Source organism: Flavobacterium psychrolimnae, from assembly GCF_003312425.1.
Classification (GTDB): Bacteria; Bacteroidota; Bacteroidia; order Flavobacteriales; family Flavobacteriaceae; genus Flavobacterium; species Flavobacterium psychrolimnae.
This window is the reverse complement of record NZ_QNUX01000017.1, coordinates 41,657-59,044: the sequence shown is the minus strand read 5'-3', so window position 1 is coordinate 59,044 and position 17,388 is coordinate 41,657. Positions and strand designations below refer to the sequence as shown.

Below are 17,388 nucleotides of genomic sequence, written 5' to 3'. Positions count from 1 at the left end.
GAATAAAACTGAATTTAAAAGGAATGAGCCCGATACAATATCGAGCTCATTATTATCAAAATTAATTATAAATTTGTCTAAACTTTTGGGGGCAGTCTATCTGCAAAATCCCCTTTTTTATACTATAAATGTTGTATTACAATCCAAAAGCCGTTTTAACTTGGTCAACGAAATCTAATTTTTCCCAAGTAAACAATTCAACAGTAACTGTTTTTTCGTTTCCACCTGGAGCAGAAAAAGTTTTAGTAACCGTTTCTGGAGTACGTCCCATGTGCCCGTAAGCAGCAGTTTCGCTATAAATTGGATTTCTTAATTTCAAACGTTGCTCAATAAAGTACGGACGCATATCAAAAATAGCTTCTACTTTTTTGGCAATTTCACCATTGGTCAAATTCACTTTTGAAGTTCCGTAGGTATCAATAAAAATACCCATTGGTTTTGCAACACCAATCGCATAGGAAACTTGTACTAAAATCTCGTCAGCAACACCCGCTGCAACTAAGTTTTTAGCGATATGACGTGTAGCATAAGCTGCACTTCTATCTACTTTACTTGGATCTTTTCCAGAGAATGCACCACCACCGTGAGCACCTTTTCCACCGTAAGTATCCACAATGATTTTTCTTCCTGTCAATCCAGTATCTCCGTGCGGTCCTCCAATTACGAATTTTCCGGTTGGGTTAATGTGGTATTGGATTGCATCATTGAATAAATGAGCATGCGTTGGATTTTTTGCAATAATCCTTGGAATCAAAATTTCAACGATGTCTTTTTTGATTTTTGCAAGCATTGTAGCTTCTTCGTCAAAATCATCATGTTGTGTCGAGATTACAATAGCATCTATACGAGTTGGCTTATTGTCATCGCTATATTCTAAAGTTACTTGAGATTTAGCATCAGGACGCAAATACGTAATTTCGTTATTTTCACGTCTTAAAATAGCTAATTCCTGCAATAATTTATGAGATAAATCAAGTGCCAATGGCATATAATTTTCTGTTTCATTAGTAGCATAACCAAACATCATTCCTTGGTCACCAGCGCCTTGCTCTTCAGGATTTTTTCTGTCAACACCCTGATTAATGTCAGCAGATTGTTCGTGAATAGCAGAAAGGATTCCACAAGAATTGGCTTCAAACATGTATTCGCTTTTCGTGTAACCAATTTTTCTGATTACGTCACGAGCGATTTGTTGTACGTCTAAATAAGTATTTGATTTTACTTCACCAGCCAAAATTACCTGGCCAGTAGTTACTAAAGTTTCGCAAGCTACTTTTGAGTCAGCATCAAATGCCAAAAAATTATCAATTAATGCGTCTGAAATTTGATCTGCAATTTTGTCTGGATGTCCTTCGCTTACAGATTCTGACGTAAATAAATAGGCCATAATAGTTATTATTTTTAAATTAAGCGAGAAAAAATAATTGCTGAAAAGGACTAAAGGAGGGTTCCTGCTTTAGCATTTTTTCTACTGAAAAATTTTCAGCATCCATAATGAATTTGTTTCATTATGAAGAGGTTGCAATCAGTTCAAATTTTTCCTCTTGTATTCGGGTGCAAATGTATGAAACCATTTTGAATTGCAAATTAATCTTAACTTTTTTTTGCTGATAAATCTTTTTGTGAGTTTAATCAATTTAAAAATTAGGTGTGAAACTATTTTTACTATTATTTTTGAAACTTATTTGGATATTTAAAAAATAATTTGCAAATTTGATTTTCTTAAAAAGTAAAAAATGAAATTTAATATTTGTAATATGTTTAAAGTCGCGCAGGATAACTCCTGAGGGTCGCTTATTGCATAATTTTTAAATTAAATTATATAGCAAAAGCTTCCCAGATAACGGGAAGCTTTTTTTTTGAATACAACAGAGATAATAGCACATAAATAAAAAATATAAATGAATAACCTAAAACTCCAGTTTACAAATAATTCAACTGTCAATAAGATGATCGCTGCCAAGGCCATTATGTGTATTTACGTCTGTTGATTCCAAAAGTATAAGTTTACAAACAACTTAAAACCCTTTTGGATATGCATCTAAAAGGGTTTTTTGTTTTAAGACTATATTTTAATTTTAAAAAACATAATGCGAATAAAACCAACAACGAATTAAAAACCTAACACCTTAAAATTATGAGCACAACTAAGTATTTCCCAAAAACATTCCAATTATTAGAAAGGATTAATAACAGGAATAAAAAACAAAAGGAGAATGATTCAAAAAACGAATTGATTCATCCAAGATTTGAAATTTCAAAAAACGATGCTTTGGCACAAAAAATAGTACCAAATTCATTACTTTTTTTAATGTATTCGCAAGAGAATGAAGCGCTTTTTATTTAAGAAATCCGAATTTATTTTCGGTTTTGAGATTTTCAAAAGGATATTTAAAATTGTTGTTTTGACGAGGTAAAAACTGTAACTGGTTTATAATACTTCGTCAAAATAACAACCGTATGTTTATTGTTTTCAGGTTTTTATTTGAACCAAACAAAAAAAATCGATTGCGTATAAAAATTTGGTTGTTAAAGAAAATAGTGCTTAATTTGCAATCATAAGTTCACAAACGTATTGAAATGTTATAAAGAAAGGCAGAGGGATTAGACCCGATGAAGCCTTAGCAACCCTTCGATTTATCGAAGAAGGTGCTGCATTCTACCACGCCAAACGTGGAAAGATAACACTAAGAAATTGTCTAGATAACTCCTAGCTTTCTTTCTAATATTTCCAAACACAAGTCAAAAATCATAAAAGATTTGCAATTGGAAAATAAACCTACATCCATTACATTACAAAATTTCACCACCGAAAGTGGCGCTTTTTATGCTGCCTTAAACTTAAGTTTTCAAGTTTTTGGACCTGAATTGCATACTGCTCCAATCGTTTTGGTCAATCATGCTTTAACTGGAAATTCACAAGTTGTTGGAGAAAATGGTTGGTGGAATGATTTAATTGGTACTAACAAAACTATTGATACTACAAAATATACGATACTTGCTTTTAATGTTCCTGGAAATGGATTTGATGGTTTTATCATTGAAAATTATTCGGACTTTAATAGCAGAGACATCGCTAAAATTTTTATTGAAGGAATTCAGCTTCTTGAAATTAAAAAACTATACACCGTTATTGGTGGTTCTGTAGGTGGAGGAATCGCTTGGGAAATGGTCGCATTGGAACCAAAAATCACACAACATTTAATTCCTATTGCAACCGATTGGAAATCGACAGACTGGTTAATTGCAAACTGTTTTTTGCAGGAACAAATTTTGAAAAATTCTTCGAAACCTATTGAAGATGCACGAACTCATGCTATGCTTTGCTATCGAACACCAGAGTCTTTTGCTGCAAAATTTCAGCGAACCACCAATGAAGAATTAGCCATTTTTAATGTGGAAAGTTGGTTGCTGCATCATGGCGAAAAATTACAGAAACGTTTTCAAATCTCCTCTTATAAAATGATGAATCAACTGTTGAAGACGATAGATATTACCAGAAATAGTGATTCATTCGAAGAAATAACGTCAAAAATTGAAGCTGAGATTCATATTATTGGAATCAATTCAGACTTGTTTTTTACTGCAAATGAAAATAAAGCTACTTACGAGGAATTAAAAAAATATAAAAACAAGGTCAGTTATCAAGAAATTGTTTCCATTCACGGACACGACGCTTTTTTGATAGAATACAAACAATTACACAATTTGCTTCAGGATATATTCTAAGCCAAAAAACACAACACAATGAAAATATTAAAATTTGGAGGTAAATCTTTATCGAATGGCGACGGAATAAATAAAGTGGTTGCAATTATTACTGATAAAGTAAATCAAGGAGAGGAAATTGCAATTGTGGTTTCAGCAAGAGGAAATGCCACGGATGAACTGGAAGAAATTTTAAAGGTTGCGGCTACTAATAAGGATTATAAACTGCTTTTTGAGGATTTTAAAAAATACCAACAAGATGAATATGAGAACGTGGATTTGTCTGAGGAATTCAATGTTCTGGAGAAATTATTTGAAGGCGTTAGTTTAATTGGTGATTACAGCAACAAAATTAAAGACCAGATTTTATCCAAAGGGGAATTGCTTTCTGCCAAATTACTGACAGCTATTCTCGTTGAAAATGGAATAAATGCCCGTTTTGCAGATACCAGAGAATTGATTAAAACCGATTCGAAATTTGGTGATGCACAACCTTTGGAACAAATTTCAAAGAAAAATGTCATCAATTATTTTAAGGAGAATAACGGAACAACAGTAAACATTGTTACGGGTTTCATAGGTTCTAATAACAATAATGACACCACTACTTTAGGAAGAAATGGTAGTAATTATACCGCTTCGTTGATAGCGAATTACTTAAATGCGGACGAATTACAGAATTACACACACGTAGACGGAATTTATACCGCTAATCCAGACTTAGTGCTTGATGCAAAAAAAATTGACCATTTGTCATTTAACGAAGCCAATGAAATAGCGAATTTTGGTGCGACGATTCTCCATGCCAAAACGATTATTCCTTTATTGGAAAAAAATATTCCGCTTCGTATTTTGAATACTTTCAACCACGAAAATAAAGGAACATTAATTACATCAAATTCTAATAAGGAAGGCATTAAAACACTTTCTGTACTTGAAAATGTGTCTTTAGTGAATCTGGAAGGAAGAGGATTGCTTGGTAAAACGGGTGTTGATGCCCGTATTTTCAGAGTGATGGGCGACAATGATATTAGTGTGAGTATTATTTCTCAAGGTTCTTCAGAAAGAGGAATTGGTTTGGTCGTAGCAGCGGATAAAGCGACTAAAGCCATGATTGAACTAGAGAAAGAATTCGAGAATGATTTCTATTCGAAAGATGTGAATAAAATCACGGTAACGGATGAAGTTTCTGTGATTTCTATCATTGGGCAGGATTTGAGTACGTTTCACAAGCCTTATACGGCGTTGATAAAAAATAAAATTGTCCCGATTCTTTTCAATAATACGGTTACAGGTAAAAACGTGAGTTTGGTGGTTAAAAAATCGCAACTGAACAAAGCCTTAAATGTGATTCACGGAGAGATTTTTGGAGTTTCAAAGAAAATTAATATTGCTATTTTCGGGCATGGTTTAGTGGGCGGAACGTTGATTAACCAAATATTGGAATCAGCTGCAACCATCGAAAAAAGAAAAGACATTAAACTAAATGTTTTTGCTATTGCCAATTCTAGTAATGTACTTTTAAATAAAAATGGGGTTACTCCAAATTGGAAAAATGAAATTCAAAATAATGGATTCTCTTATACTATTGATGATGTAATTGCGTACGCAAATGAGCATCACTTAGAGAATTTGATTGCGATTGATAACACGGCAAGTGCCACATTTGTTGAAAATTATATTCCTTTAGCAGAAAGTAGCTTTGATTTGATTTCATCCAATAAAGTAGCCAATACGTTGAGTTATAGTTTTTATAAAAAATTACGAAAAGTATTGGCAGATAATCAAAAGAGTTATCTTTATGAAACGAATGTGGGAGCGGGATTACCGTTGATTGATACAATTAAATTATTGCACCTTTCAGGTGAAAATATTACGAAGATTAAAGGTGTTTTCTCAGGAACATTGAGTTATTTGTTCAATAATTTTTCTGCAAAAGACGCTCCGTTCAGCGAAATATTGAAAGAAGCAATTGATAACGGATATACGGAGCCCGATCCAAGAGAGGACTTGTGCGGGAATGATGTAGGTAGAAAATTATTGATTTTGGCCAGGGAATTGGACTTGCAAAATGAATTTGAAGAAATTGATATTCAAAATTTAATTCCAGAACATTTGCGTGAAGGTGATGTTTCTGATTTTTTTAATAAATTGACAGAGTTTGATCCAATTTATGCTAAAATAAAAGCAGAGCAAAAACCAAATCACGTTTTAAGGTACATAGGCGAATTGTCAGGTGATTTGCAAAATGATAAAGGAAATCTGGAAGTGAAATTAGTTTCTGTACCATCTGATACGGCGCTGGGCGGATTGAAAGGTTCTGATTCTTTCTTCGAAATTTACACAGAATCGTATGGAGACCGACCAATCGTAATTCAAGGCGCAGGCGCAGGATCAGCAGTAACGGCAAGAGGTGTTTTTGGCGATATTTTGAGATTATCGGATAAAGGGTAAATCCCCTCCCGACCTCCCCGAAGGGGAGGAGATTAGTAATAAAAATTAATATTTAAAACAGACTAACCTCCAGTCTTGGCTCCCTTCCCTTCGGGGAGGGTTGGGGAGGGGAATAATATGAAAATAACATTAAACAGAGTAAACGACAATTTCCATTTCGAATTAAAAAATGAAAGAGGACATATAGTTAACGTTGATAGCCGACCAGAATTTGGAGGAAATGATATGGGTGCAAGTCCAATGGAATTGGTATTGATGGGTGTTGCGGGTTGCAGCGCCATTGATATGATTTCAATTTTGAAAAAACAACGTCAGGAAATTACCTCTTTCAAAGCTGAGGTAGAAGGAGAACGTGTACAAGTTGGAGAAGCGAAACCATTCAAGGATATTCACATTGTGTTTTATTTGGAAGGGCCAATAAACGAAGAAAAAGCAGCCAGAGCCGCACAACTTTCTTTCGAAAAGTACTGTTCGGTTTCTAAAACATTAGAGCCAACAGCAACTATACATTACAAAGTAGTTTTGAATAATAAACCATTGTAGTTTAAGCAAAGTGTTTGGATTTAATGTTCCAAAAACTTTAAGCCTTAAACTTTAAACGAAAAAATAAAATGAACGATCAAGAATTTGGTTTTGAAACCCAAGCCATACGCAACCAATTAGAAAGAACACAATATTTAGAGCACTCAGTGCCTTTGTACTTAACGTCAAGTTTTGTATTTGAAGATGCCGAAGACATGCGTGCTTCTTTTGCCGAAGAAAAAGACAGGAATATTTACAGCCGTTATAGCAACCCAAACACCAACGAATTTGTTGATAAAGTTTGTGCTATGGAAGGTGCTGCAGCTGGTTTTGCCTTTGCATCCGGAATGGCTGCGGTGTATTCAACCTTGGCGGCTTTATTGAAATCTGGAGATCATATCGTTTCTTCCAGTAGTGTTTTTGGAGCCACACATTCGTTGTTCATTAATTATTTTCCAAAATGGAATATTGAAACTTCCTATTTTGATATTAACAAGCCTGAAACTATTGAAGGTTTGATTACGCCCGATACTAAGATTCTTTTTGCAGAATCACCTACCAATCCGGCAGTTGATATTATCGATTTGGAACTTTTAGGAACAATTGCCAAAAAACACAATTTAATTTTGATTATTGACAACTGCTTTGCAACGCCATACTTGCAACAACCTATAAAATGGGGTGCACATTTAGTAGTACATTCTGCGACAAAATTAATGGATGGTCAAGGGAGAGTTTTAGGCGGAATAACAGTTGGTGATGCTGAATTGATTCAGAAAATCTATTTATTTTCCCGACTTACAGGACCTTCGTTATCCCCATTTAATGCGTGGGTATTATCAAAAAGTTTAGAAACGTTGGCGATTCGTTTAGACAGACATTGTGAAAATGCCTTGAAAGTAGCGGAATTTTTAGAAAATCATCCGCAGGTGAATAAAGTGAAATATCCATTCTTGAAATCGCATCCGCAATATGAAATTGCACAAAAGCAAATGAAGTTGGGAGGAAACATTGTAGCTTTTGAAATCAAAGGAGGTATTGAAGCCGGAAGAAATTTTTTGGATAAAATAAGATTATGTTCCTTGTCACCAAATTTAGGAGATACCAGAACTATTGTTACACATCCAGCTTCAACTACACACAGTAAATTATCTGTTGATGAACGTTTGGCAGTCAGTATTACCGATGGTTTGGTGCGTGTTTCTGTAGGTTTAGAAACCGTAAAAGATGTAATTGCTGATTTAGAGCAGGCTTTGTCTTAATGATTTTTGATTTGGGATTAACGATTTTAGATTGTAGATTTGATATCAGTAAAAAGAAATTCAAAAATCAATTATGCTGTCTAAAAAAACAAAATACGGAATAAAAGCTCTTACTTTTTTGGCGCGCCAAAAAGACAATTCTCCTGTTCAAATAGCAGAGATAGCCAAGAGCGAGACTATTTCGATCAAGTTTTTAGAAAGTATTTTATTATTACTGCGCCATTCTGGTTTTTTGGGTGCCAAAAAAGGAAAAGGTGGAGGATATTATTTGATAAAAGATCCCAAAGACATCAATATGGCTCATTTGTATCGCATTCTTGAAGGTCCAATTGCATTACTTCCTTGTGCCAGCCATAATTTTTATGAGCCTTGTGTAGACTGTTCAGATGAAGCTACTTGTGCGGTTCGGAAACTGATGATTGAGGTGCGCGATAATACACTTAAAATCTTAGAAAGTAACACCTTGGCTGACATTGCCTTTTAAAGAATATATCACAAAATAAATTTTGTAGTTAACTTAAATTATTTACTTTTGCATAATAATCTACTATTCCGATAGGGCAATAGATTTAGGCTTAAAAAAATTGAATTAAAAAAGTATGAGTAAAGAATTGAAAACCATTGCGATAAATGAAAAATCGGAAACTAGTTTTAAAGAACGCTTGTGGGTTATTATTCCCGTTGTCTTACTAGTAGGATTAATTTCTACATTGGTTTACAATCATCATGCTGAATTTTCTTGGAATGGTCTAATAGCAGGCTTTAATCAGGAATTTTTAATCTTTTTCTGTATTGGTGTTTTCGCACAATTAGTAGACGGAACTTTAGGAATGGGGTATGGAGCAACTTCTACTTCTTTTTTATTGGCTTATGGAATTCCACCAGCGATAAGCAGTACAGGAGTTCATGTTGCTGAAATGTTTACAACAGGAGCTTCGGCTATTTCTCATCATCGCTTTGGGAACATCAATAAAAAACTAGTGAGACATCTATTGATTCCGGGTGTTTTAGGTTCTATTGCAGGTGCTTATTTATTGTCGGATGTAATTGATGGGGATGCGATAAAGCCTTTTATTGCGGTATACATGATAGGGTTGGCAATTATAATCATCAGAAAAGCAATGCAGAAAAACATCATTAAAAAGAAAACCAAGCGACTGAATATTTTAGCTTCTTTTGGAGGTTTTATGGATGCTGTTGGCGGCGGTGGCTGGGGGCCAATTGTGACTTCGACCTTATTAGGGCGCGGTAGAAATCCAAGATATACTATTGGTTCTGTCAATGCAGCGGAGTTTGCGGTAGCTTTTGCAAGTGGTGTAACTTTCATGCTTTTTGGAGGAATACAAGGATGGCAAGTGATTATAGGGTTGATTTTGGGTGGTGTGATTGCTGCTCCAATTGCCGCTATTTTAGTCAATAGAATAAAGAGAAAGCCTATGATGATTTTGGTAGGGGTTTTAATTATTGTTTTGAGTTTAAAAACACTGTCTAAATTATTATAAAAGAGAAACGAAATTATGAGCATAGCGATAACAAATACTTTATTAGAAAAAACAAGAAGCTTATCTATCGAGGAAACGCTTACTTTTTTGGCTGATGAATTTAAAGGCAAAGTAGTTTTTTCTACTTCTTTTGGACAGGAAGACCAAGTGATTACGGCTTTAATTGGAAAAAATAATTTACCTATTACCATTTTTACTTTAGATACCGGAAGGTTATTTCAAGAGACTTATGATGTTTTTCATAAGACTTTAAAAAAGTATCAAATAGATATTAAAACTTATTTTCCGGAAACAAGTGCGGTTGAAGAGTTATTAAATCAAAAAGGCCCAAATAGCTTTTATGAATCAGTGGAGAATAGAAAAGAATGTTGTTTCATTCGAAAAGTAGCGCCTTTGACTAAAGCTTTAAAAGGAAATTCAATTTGGATTACCGGTTTGAGAGCCGAACAATCAGAAAATAGAAATGATTTAGACCTTTTTGAATACGATGAAAAATTCGATATTATAAAATTCAATCCGTTATTAAAATGGACATTAGAAGAGGTTCAGAAATATTTAGACGATAACAATGTGCCACAAAATGCCTTACACAAACAAGGTTTCGTCAGTATAGGTTGCGCACCTTGTACCAGAGCAATTGTCCCTGGAGAAGATATCCGAGCAGGCAGATGGTGGTGGGAATCTAGTCACAAGGAATGTGGTTTACACCAGAAATAGAAAACAGAGGTTAGAATAAAGAGAAAAGAAAAAATAATAATAGTTAAGAGATTTTAGATGAGGTTTCAACAACCTTAAACTTTAAACTTTAAACTTTTAAACTAATAATAATGAGTACCATATTAAAAACAAACGCATTAGAAAGCGAGGCGATATACATTTTTAGAGAAGTAATTTCTCAATTTGACAAACCGGTTTTACTTTTCTCTGGTGGAAAAGATTCGATTACATTGGTGCGTTTAGCGCAAAAAGCTTTTTTTCCTGCAAAAATTCCTTTTCCATTGTTGCATGTAGACACGGGACATAACTTTCCGGAAACTATTGCTTTCAGAGATAAATTGGTGGCTGAATTAGGATTAGAGTTAATCGTTCGTAATGTTCAGGATGCTATTGACGAAGGTAAAGTGGTTGAAGAATCTGGGAAATATTCCAGCAGAAACAGTTTGCAAACAACTACACTTTTGGATGCAATCGAAGAATTTAAATTTGATGCTTGTATTGGTGGTGCGCGTAGAGATGAAGAAAAAGCAAGAGCAAAAGAACGTATTTTTTCTGTTCGTGATGATTTTGGTCAATGGGATGAGAAAAACCAACGTCCTGAATTGTTTGATATTTTGAACGGAAAAATTGAAAATGGTCAAAACGTTCGTGTTTTTCCAATTTCGAACTGGACAGAGCTTGATGTTTGGAGTTATATTGAGCAAGAACAAATCGAAATTCCATCGATTTACTTTTCACACAAACGTAAAGTATTCTTGAGAGACGGTATGATTTGGTCTCATTCTCCATTTGTGTACCAAGAAGAAGATGAAGAAATCGAAGAAAGAATTGTTCGTTTTAGAACTGTTGGAGATATGAGTTGTACTGCAGCTGTTGATTCTTACGCAGCAACAATTCAAGAAGTAGTAGGAGAAATCAGATCTTCGACTATTTCAGAAAGAGGAGCCAGAATTGATGATAAACGTTCTGAAGCTGCGATGGAAAAAAGAAAACAACAAGGGTACTTTTAGAATCCCCACCCCAGCCCTCCCCGAAGGGAAGGGAGCCCAAACTGGATTAATGTTGGTTTATAGTTATGGGAAAAGAAATTAAAAAACAAAGAGAAGTAATAATAAAAATATACCACACTCGTCTCCCTTCCCTTCGGGGAGGGTCGGGGAGGGGAAAATATAACGGTAATATGGAAGTTTTAAAAATAGCAACAGCAGGAAGTGTAGATGACGGAAAGAGTACCTTAATCGGGAGATTATTATACGATACAAAATCATTGACTACAGATAAGATTGAAGCAATAGAAAAAAGCAGCAAGCAAAAAGGATACGATTATTTAGATTTTTCATTAGCTACTGATGGTTTGGTTGCTGAGAGAGAACAAGGAATTACGATTGATGTGGCGCATATTTATTTTTCGACAGCGAAGAAAAGTTACATCATAGCCGATACTCCGGGTCATGTAGAATACACACGTAACATGGTTACGGGAGCTTCGACTTCACAAGTTTCTATCATTTTGATTGATGCTCGTAAAGGAGTTATTGAGCAAACGTACAGACACTTTTTTATCAATAATTTATTAAGAGTAAAAGAAGTGATAGTTGCGGTAAACAAAATGGATTTGGTTGATTATTCTGAAGAAGTTTACAACAAAATCAAAGCTGATTTTCAAGCGCTGAACAGCAAAAGTTCATTCAAAGAGCAAAACGTAAGTTATATTCCTTTGAGTGCTATCAATGGAGGTAATGTTGCTGATAAATCAGAGAATATGCCTTGGTACACTGGACAAACGGTTTTGGAACATTTAGAAGCTTTAGAGCCGGAAGATGTTTTTGAAACAGGAAAAGCACGTTTCCCGGTTCAAACAGTTATCCGACCAAAAACGGAAGAATATCATGACTTCAGAGGATATGCCGGAAAATTATACGGGAACAATATCAAAGTGGGTGATGCGGTAACGGTTCTTCCTTCTTTGACAGAATCTAAAGTGACTAATATTCACTTTTTTGATCAGCAATTTGATGAAGCGACAGCAGGTTCTTCGATTACTTTGGAACTGGAAAATGATATCAATGTGACAAGAGGTGACATGATTGTAAAATCGAATGAGTTGCCTAAAATCGAAAAAGATATCAATACAACGATTTGTTGGATGGACAGCAAAAAGTTAGTTGCTGGCACAAAATATTTGGTACAACACAATACTAACAGAGTTTTGGCAAAAATTGAAAGCGTGAAAAACGTAATCGCTACAGATTATTCTGGAGTTACACCAGCGACTCAATTGGCTATAAATGAAATAGGCGAAGTAAATATTAAATTAAGCAAAGCTTTGTATTTTGATGCCTATAATGACAACAAATCAAACGGTGCTTTTATATTAATTGATGCTGCAACCAACACAACTGCTGGAGTTGGATTTATAAATTAGTCCCCTCCCCGGCCCTCCCCGAAGGGAAGGGTGCAATACTGGATAGTAAGTTTTCCAGGAGTTAATATCTGAAGCCTTTATAAAAGAGTAAAATAAAAATACAATAATATTCCCAGTTTCGACTCCCCCTCCTTCGGAGGGGGCTGGGGGGAGGATAAACAACACACAGATGGAAAGTTTTAGAACCGAAATAGAAAACCCGATTGTCCAAAAAGACATTATCGATTTAGAAAGAAAAATTGCTTTATTCCGTGACGGGAAAATTGATGATGAGCGTTTCCGCAGCCTTCGTTTGGCGAGAGGAGTTTATGGTCAGCGTCAGGAAGGCGTTCAAATGATTCGTATCAAATTGCCTTTTGGTAAAGTGACTAGCGAACAACTGACTCGTATTACCAAAGTTTCAGATGAATATTCTACCGGACGTTTGCACATTACAACACGCCAGGATATCCAGATTCACTATGTGAGTTTGGACAGAACACCACAACTTTGGGCTGAACTGGAAAAAGATGATGTTACACTTCGTGAAGCTTGCGGAAACACCGTAAGAAATATTACGGCTAGTGAAACAGCTGGAATTGATTCAGAAGAACCTTTTGATGTGTCGCCTTACGCGCATGCTATGTTTCAGTTTTTCTTAAGAAATCCGGTTTGTCAGGAAATGGGACGTAAATTCAAAATTTCATTTTCTTCTTCGGATAAAGATACGGCATTGAGTTATTTACATGATTTAGGATTTATTCCAAGAATTGTAAATGGCGAAAGAGGATTTAAAGTAATGTTAGGTGGAGGATTAGGTTCTCAGCCACATCACGCCGAATTATTATCGGAGTTTATTCCGGTAAACCAAATTATACCAACAACCGAAGGCGTTTTGAGAATTTTTGATCGCTATGGCGAAAGAGCGAAACGTTTGAAAGCGCGTATGAAATTCTTAATCAAAGATATTGGTAGAGATGAATTTTTAAAATTGGTTGATGAAGAGAAAAAAGCGTTGTCTCACGAAACAGTTGAAATAGATACAACAGCTTTTGATGCTGAAATTCCAGCACCTTTATTAGGAGCTCCAAAAGTAGTAATCGAAGATACACCAGCTTTCGACGCTTGGAAAAAATCAAATGTAATTGCGCAAAAACAAGCGGGTTATGTAGCGATTGGAATCAAAGTTTTATTGGGTGATTTTTATACAGATAAAGCGAGATTATTAGCGGATTTGATTAAAAATTATGCGGCGAATGAATTGCGTTTTTCTTTGAGACAAGACATATTAATTCGTCATGTAAAAGAAGAAAATTTACCTTTTTTCTACCAAGAATTAGCCAAATTAGATTTTGTGGCTTTGGGTTACAATACCATTTCAGATATTACGGCTTGTCCGGGAACAGATACTTGTAATTTAGGAATTGCAAGCAGCACCGGAATCGCAGTAGAATTAGAAAGAGTTTTAGAAACAGAATATCCACAATATAGCAACAATAAGGAAATCACGATTAAAATCAGTGGTTGTATGAATGCTTGTGGACAACACAATATGGCCGAAATTGGTTTCCAAGGAATGTCAATTAATTCAGGAAAATTAGTGGCGCCAGCATTACAAGTGTTATTAGGCGGAGGAAATTTAGGAAACGGAAACGGAAGGTTTTCGGATAAAGTAATCAAAATTCCAAGCAGAAGAGGACCTGATGCATTGCGTTTCATCTTAAATGATTTTGAAGCAAACGGAAACGGACAATCGTTCCTGAATTATTATGATGCCAAAGGCGAAAAATATTTCTACGAATTTTTGAAACCATTAGCCGATTTGACTAATCTTACCGAAGCTGATTTTGTAGATTGGGGAAATGCTGATAATTACGTAAAAGCAGTTGGAGTAGGAGAATGCGCTGGTGTTGTTATTGATTTAGTGGCTACCTTATTATTGGAAGCCAAAGATAAATTAACTTTCGCACAAGAAGCTTTTGATGATGCAAAATGGGCTGATGCAATTTATTTGGCATACGCAGGATTTGTAAATGGAGCCAAAGCATTATTATTGGCTGAAAACCAAAAAACAAATCACCAAGCTGGAATTATCGATTTGTTTGATACGGTTTTTGTAGCAACAAATATCATTCAATTGAAGTCAACATTAAGAGATTTAGTATACCAAATCAATCAGAATGAACCTTCTGCTGAATTTGCACAAAATTACATTCAAGATGCAATTGTCTTTTTTGAAGCAATTGAATCATACAGAGAAAAAGACTTAGCCGATGCTTAAAAAGATACAACCAATAGTAACGCTAGTGGGTGCGGGTCCAGGTGATCCGGATTTACTGACAATCAAAGGGGCAAAGGCACTGGCTGAGGCCAATGTCGTTTTGTATGACGCTTTGGCAAACGAAGAAATTTTAAGTTATGCTCCTAAAAAAGCAATTAAAATATTCGTTGGAAAAAGAAAAGGCTGTCATGAATATACGCAAGACCAAATCAACCAATTGATTGTAGATAACGCGCTTACCTACGGACATGTGGTTCGGTTAAAGGGTGGTGATCCATTTATTTTTGGTCGTGGGGGTGAGGAAATAGACTTTGTAGAAAGTTTTGGGATACCTACATTTGTAGTGCCTGGAATCTCATCGTCGATTGCTGTTCCTGCTTATCAAGGGATTTCGTTGACCAAAAGAGGTGTTTCGGAAAGTTTTTGGGTAATTACAGGTACAACGTCTGATAGAAAATTATCAAATGATGTTGCTTTAGCTGCACAATCATCGGCAACAGTTGTGATTTTAATGGGAATGAGCAAACTGTCTCAGATTATCGATTTGTTCCAAAAAGAATCTAAAGGCGAAACTCCAGTTGCAATTATTCAAAATGGAACTACTGATCAAGAGAAAATTGGTGTTGGAACAATCAATACAATTCAACAAGTTGTCACTGAGAATAAATTAAGTTCGCCTGCCATAATTGTCATTGGAGAAGTAGTAAAAGAAAGTAATAAATTGAAAGGATTTTACGAAGAATTCATATCAAAAGAAATAAAGTAGCATTGGAACGGAACGAATTATATCCAATATTTTTAAAATTACACAACCTCAACGTACTTATTGTGGGTGGCGGAAATGTGGGTTTAGAAAAGTTATCTTTTATGTTGAAATCAAGTCCAAACGCCAATGTTGAGGTGGTGGCGCCAAAGTTTTTACCAGAGCTGGAAAGCCTCGCTGCAAAACATCCTTCGGTACAATTGACGTATAGAAAATTCAATCGATGGATGCTTCGCAAACGCCACATGGTTATTGCTTGTACGGATGATTTGAAAGTGAATAAAAGGATTTATGATTTATCCAGAAAAAGATATTTGATTTGCAATATTGCGGATACACCGCCATTATGTGATTATTATTTGGGCGGAATTGTGACCAAAGGAAATGTAAAAATCGCCATTTCAACCAATGGAAAATCACCAACAACTGCCAAAAGATTACGGGAGTTTTTTGAAGAAATCATTCCGGACGATATTAATAAAATGGTCGAAAATTTAAATGAATATCGCAAAACGCTAAAAGGGAATTTCGAAGAAAAAGTGCAGAAGATGAATGAAATCACCGAGTCGTTGAAGAATAAAGAACCAAGAGAATAGCATAAAGAACAAAGAATCCGACTGATATTTATCATTTAAAGTAATATAAATCAATCGTTCATTTGCAATTAAATAGTTTAGCACAATTACATTACATAAAGAATAAAAAAATGATTAAAACAGACATACTTATAATAGGAGCCGGGCCTACGGGTTTATTTGCAGTTTTTGAAGCAGGATTGTTAAAATTAAAATGTCATATTCTGGATGCTTTGCCACAAGCGGGCGGACAATTATCTGAATTATATCCTAAAAAACCTATTTATGATATTCCAGGATTTCCTGAAGTATTAGCGGGAGATTTAGTAGATAATCTAATGGAACAAATCAAGCAGTTCGAACCGGGATTTACCCTTGGTGAACGTGCTGAAACAATCGAAAAACAAGAAGACGGAACTTTTATTGTAACTTCAAATAAAGGAAAAAAATTCCATGCTCCTGTAGTAGCAATTGCTGGTGGATTGGGAAGTTTTGAACCAAGAAAACCATTGATTGAAGATATCGAATTTTATGAAGATAAAGGAATTAAATACTTTATCAAAAATCCAGAGAAATTCAGAGACAAAAAAGTAGTAATCGCTGGAGGAGGAGATTCAGCTTTAGACTGGAGTATTTTCTTGTCGAATGTAGCTTCTGAAGTGACTTTGATTCACCGTAGAAACGAATTCAGGGGTGCTTTAGATTCTGTAGAAAAAGTACAGGAATTGAAAAATTCCGGTAAAATAAAAATGATTACCCCTGGAGAAGTTGTTGGCTTGAAAGGTGCTGAACATTTAGAAGGAGTTGTAGTCGAGGAAAATGGCGCACACCGCACCATTGAAACGGATTATTTTATTCCACTTTTTGGATTAACTCCAAAGTTAGGTCCTATCGGAGACTGGGGATTAGACATTGAAAAAAATGCTATCAAAGTAAATAATGCTTTGGATTACCAAACGAACATTCCTGGAATTTTTGCTATTGGTGACGTTAATACCTATCCTGGAAAATTAAAATTGATTCTTTGTGGTTTCCACGAAGCAACATTAATGTGTCAGGCAGCTTACCAAATCATCAATCCGGGTAAGAGATATGTATTGAAATACACTACAGTTTCCGGTGTTGACGGATTTGACGGAACGCGTAAAGAAGCTCCAAAAGCCGTGGTTAAAGCAATAGTTTAACAACTTAGCCCAAACT

General features: G+C 35.2%; 15 protein-coding genes and 1 riboswitch. Of the genes, 14 read left to right on the top strand and 1 reads right to left on the bottom strand.

The genetic code is table 11. The annotated features are described in order from the left end of the window. Window positions 1-136: 136 nt before the first annotated feature. Window positions 137-1,387, bottom strand: a complete 1,251-nt coding sequence (metK, locus tag DR980_RS15260) for a methionine adenosyltransferase (protein ID WP_113637749.1) — start codon at window positions 1,385-1,387, stop codon at window positions 137-139. A gap of 750 nt (window positions 1,388-2,137) precedes the next feature. Here metK and DR980_RS15255 point away from each other — a divergent pair. The 14 genes from DR980_RS15255 (at window position 2,138) to DR980_RS15195 (ending at window position 17,372) form a co-directional block, all read left to right on the top strand. Further along, window positions 2,138-2,347, top strand: a complete 210-nt coding sequence (locus tag DR980_RS15255) for a hypothetical protein (RefSeq protein ID WP_113637747.1) — start codon at window positions 2,138-2,140, stop codon at window positions 2,345-2,347. 233 nt (window positions 2,348-2,580) lie between these two features. Continuing rightward, window positions 2,581-2,688, top strand: a riboswitch (SAM riboswitch). 78 nt (window positions 2,689-2,766) lie between these two features. Next, entirely contained in the window at window positions 2,767-3,729 is a 963-nt protein-coding gene (locus DR980_RS16565) for an alpha/beta fold hydrolase (protein ID WP_317047950.1), read from the top strand. 18 nt (window positions 3,730-3,747) lie between these two features. Next, window positions 3,748-6,162, top strand: a complete 2,415-nt coding sequence (thrA, locus tag DR980_RS15250) for a bifunctional aspartate kinase/homoserine dehydrogenase I (RefSeq protein WP_244199320.1) — start codon at window positions 3,748-3,750, stop codon at window positions 6,160-6,162. A gap of 117 nt (window positions 6,163-6,279) precedes the next feature. Continuing rightward, the gene (locus tag DR980_RS15245) at window positions 6,280-6,705 is read left to right on the top strand and encodes an OsmC family protein (RefSeq protein WP_091173227.1); all 426 of its coding nucleotides are present in this window, start codon (window positions 6,280-6,282) and stop codon (window positions 6,703-6,705) included. A gap of 68 nt (window positions 6,706-6,773) precedes the next feature. Then, window positions 6,774-7,946: a trans-sulfuration enzyme family protein gene (locus DR980_RS15240; RefSeq protein WP_113637744.1), complete on the top strand. Its 1,173-nt coding sequence runs from the start codon at window positions 6,774-6,776 to the stop codon at window positions 7,944-7,946. Between the two features lie 73 nt (window positions 7,947-8,019). After that, the gene (locus DR980_RS15235) at window positions 8,020-8,430 is read left to right on the top strand and encodes an RrF2 family transcriptional regulator (RefSeq protein WP_113637742.1); all 411 of its coding nucleotides are present in this window, start codon (window positions 8,020-8,022) and stop codon (window positions 8,428-8,430) included. 115 nt (window positions 8,431-8,545) lie between these two features. Further along, on the top strand, window positions 8,546-9,448 hold the full coding sequence (locus tag DR980_RS15230; RefSeq protein WP_113637740.1) for a sulfite exporter TauE/SafE family protein: 903 nt from the start codon (window positions 8,546-8,548) through the stop codon (window positions 9,446-9,448). A 15-nt stretch (window positions 9,449-9,463) separates the two neighbouring features. Continuing rightward, window positions 9,464-10,165: a phosphoadenylyl-sulfate reductase gene (locus DR980_RS15225; protein WP_113637738.1), complete on the top strand. Its 702-nt coding sequence runs from the start codon at window positions 9,464-9,466 to the stop codon at window positions 10,163-10,165. Between the two features lie 110 nt (window positions 10,166-10,275). Further along, complete coding sequence (cysD, locus tag DR980_RS15220; RefSeq protein ID WP_113637736.1) at window positions 10,276-11,175, top strand: sulfate adenylyltransferase subunit CysD; 900 nt, start codon at window positions 10,276-10,278, stop codon at window positions 11,173-11,175. A 170-nt stretch (window positions 11,176-11,345) separates the two neighbouring features. Beyond that, the gene (locus DR980_RS15215) at window positions 11,346-12,590 is read left to right on the top strand and encodes a sulfate adenylyltransferase subunit 1 (protein ID WP_113637760.1); all 1,245 of its coding nucleotides are present in this window, start codon (window positions 11,346-11,348) and stop codon (window positions 12,588-12,590) included. 169 nt (window positions 12,591-12,759) lie between these two features. Next, window positions 12,760-14,850 carry a nitrite/sulfite reductase gene (locus DR980_RS15210; protein WP_113637733.1) on the top strand — a complete coding sequence of 697 codons (2,091 nt, stop codon included), beginning with the start codon at window positions 12,760-12,762 and terminating at the stop codon, window positions 14,848-14,850. Next, the gene (cobA, locus tag DR980_RS15205; RefSeq protein ID WP_113637731.1) at window positions 14,843-15,616 is read left to right on the top strand and encodes a uroporphyrinogen-III C-methyltransferase; all 774 of its coding nucleotides are present in this window, start codon (window positions 14,843-14,845) and stop codon (window positions 15,614-15,616) included. The genes DR980_RS15210 and cobA overlap by 8 nt, the downstream gene beginning before the upstream one ends. 2 nt (window positions 15,617-15,618) lie before the next feature. Beyond that, on the top strand, window positions 15,619-16,209 hold the full coding sequence (locus DR980_RS15200) for a precorrin-2 dehydrogenase/sirohydrochlorin ferrochelatase family protein (RefSeq protein WP_113637729.1): 591 nt from the start codon (window positions 15,619-15,621) through the stop codon (window positions 16,207-16,209). Window positions 16,210-16,319: 110 nt separating this feature from the next. After that, complete coding sequence (locus tag DR980_RS15195; RefSeq protein ID WP_113637758.1) at window positions 16,320-17,372, top strand: NAD(P)/FAD-dependent oxidoreductase; 1,053 nt, start codon at window positions 16,320-16,322, stop codon at window positions 17,370-17,372. Window positions 17,373-17,388 lie beyond the last annotated feature (16 nt).

What these genes read in the sequence shown, in the direction of transcription:
- metK (WP_113637749.1), bottom strand. Translation starts at nt 1,387, where the DNA reads ATGGCCTATTTATTTACGTCAGAATCTGTAAGCGAAGGACATCCAGAC.
- DR980_RS15255 (WP_113637747.1), top strand. Translation starts at nt 2,138, where the DNA reads ATGAGCACAACTAAGTATTTCCCAAAAACATTCCAATTATTAGAAAGG.
- thrA (WP_244199320.1), top strand. Translation starts at nt 3,748, where the DNA reads ATGAAAATATTAAAATTTGGAGGTAAATCTTTATCGAATGGCGACGGA.
- DR980_RS15245 (WP_091173227.1), top strand. Translation starts at nt 6,280, where the DNA reads ATGAAAATAACATTAAACAGAGTAAACGACAATTTCCATTTCGAATTA.
- DR980_RS15240 (WP_113637744.1), top strand. Translation starts at nt 6,774, where the DNA reads ATGAACGATCAAGAATTTGGTTTTGAAACCCAAGCCATACGCAACCAA.
- DR980_RS15235 (WP_113637742.1), top strand. Translation starts at nt 8,020, where the DNA reads ATGCTGTCTAAAAAAACAAAATACGGAATAAAAGCTCTTACTTTTTTG.
- DR980_RS15230 (WP_113637740.1), top strand. Translation starts at nt 8,546, where the DNA reads ATGAGTAAAGAATTGAAAACCATTGCGATAAATGAAAAATCGGAAACT.
- DR980_RS15225 (WP_113637738.1), top strand. Translation starts at nt 9,464, where the DNA reads ATGAGCATAGCGATAACAAATACTTTATTAGAAAAAACAAGAAGCTTA.
- cysD (WP_113637736.1), top strand. Translation starts at nt 10,276, where the DNA reads ATGAGTACCATATTAAAAACAAACGCATTAGAAAGCGAGGCGATATAC.
- DR980_RS15215 (WP_113637760.1), top strand. Translation starts at nt 11,346, where the DNA reads ATGGAAGTTTTAAAAATAGCAACAGCAGGAAGTGTAGATGACGGAAAG.
- DR980_RS15210 (WP_113637733.1), top strand. Translation starts at nt 12,760, where the DNA reads ATGGAAAGTTTTAGAACCGAAATAGAAAACCCGATTGTCCAAAAAGAC.
- cobA (WP_113637731.1), top strand. Translation starts at nt 14,843, where the DNA reads ATGCTTAAAAAGATACAACCAATAGTAACGCTAGTGGGTGCGGGTCCA.
- DR980_RS15195 (WP_113637758.1), top strand. Translation starts at nt 16,320, where the DNA reads ATGATTAAAACAGACATACTTATAATAGGAGCCGGGCCTACGGGTTTA.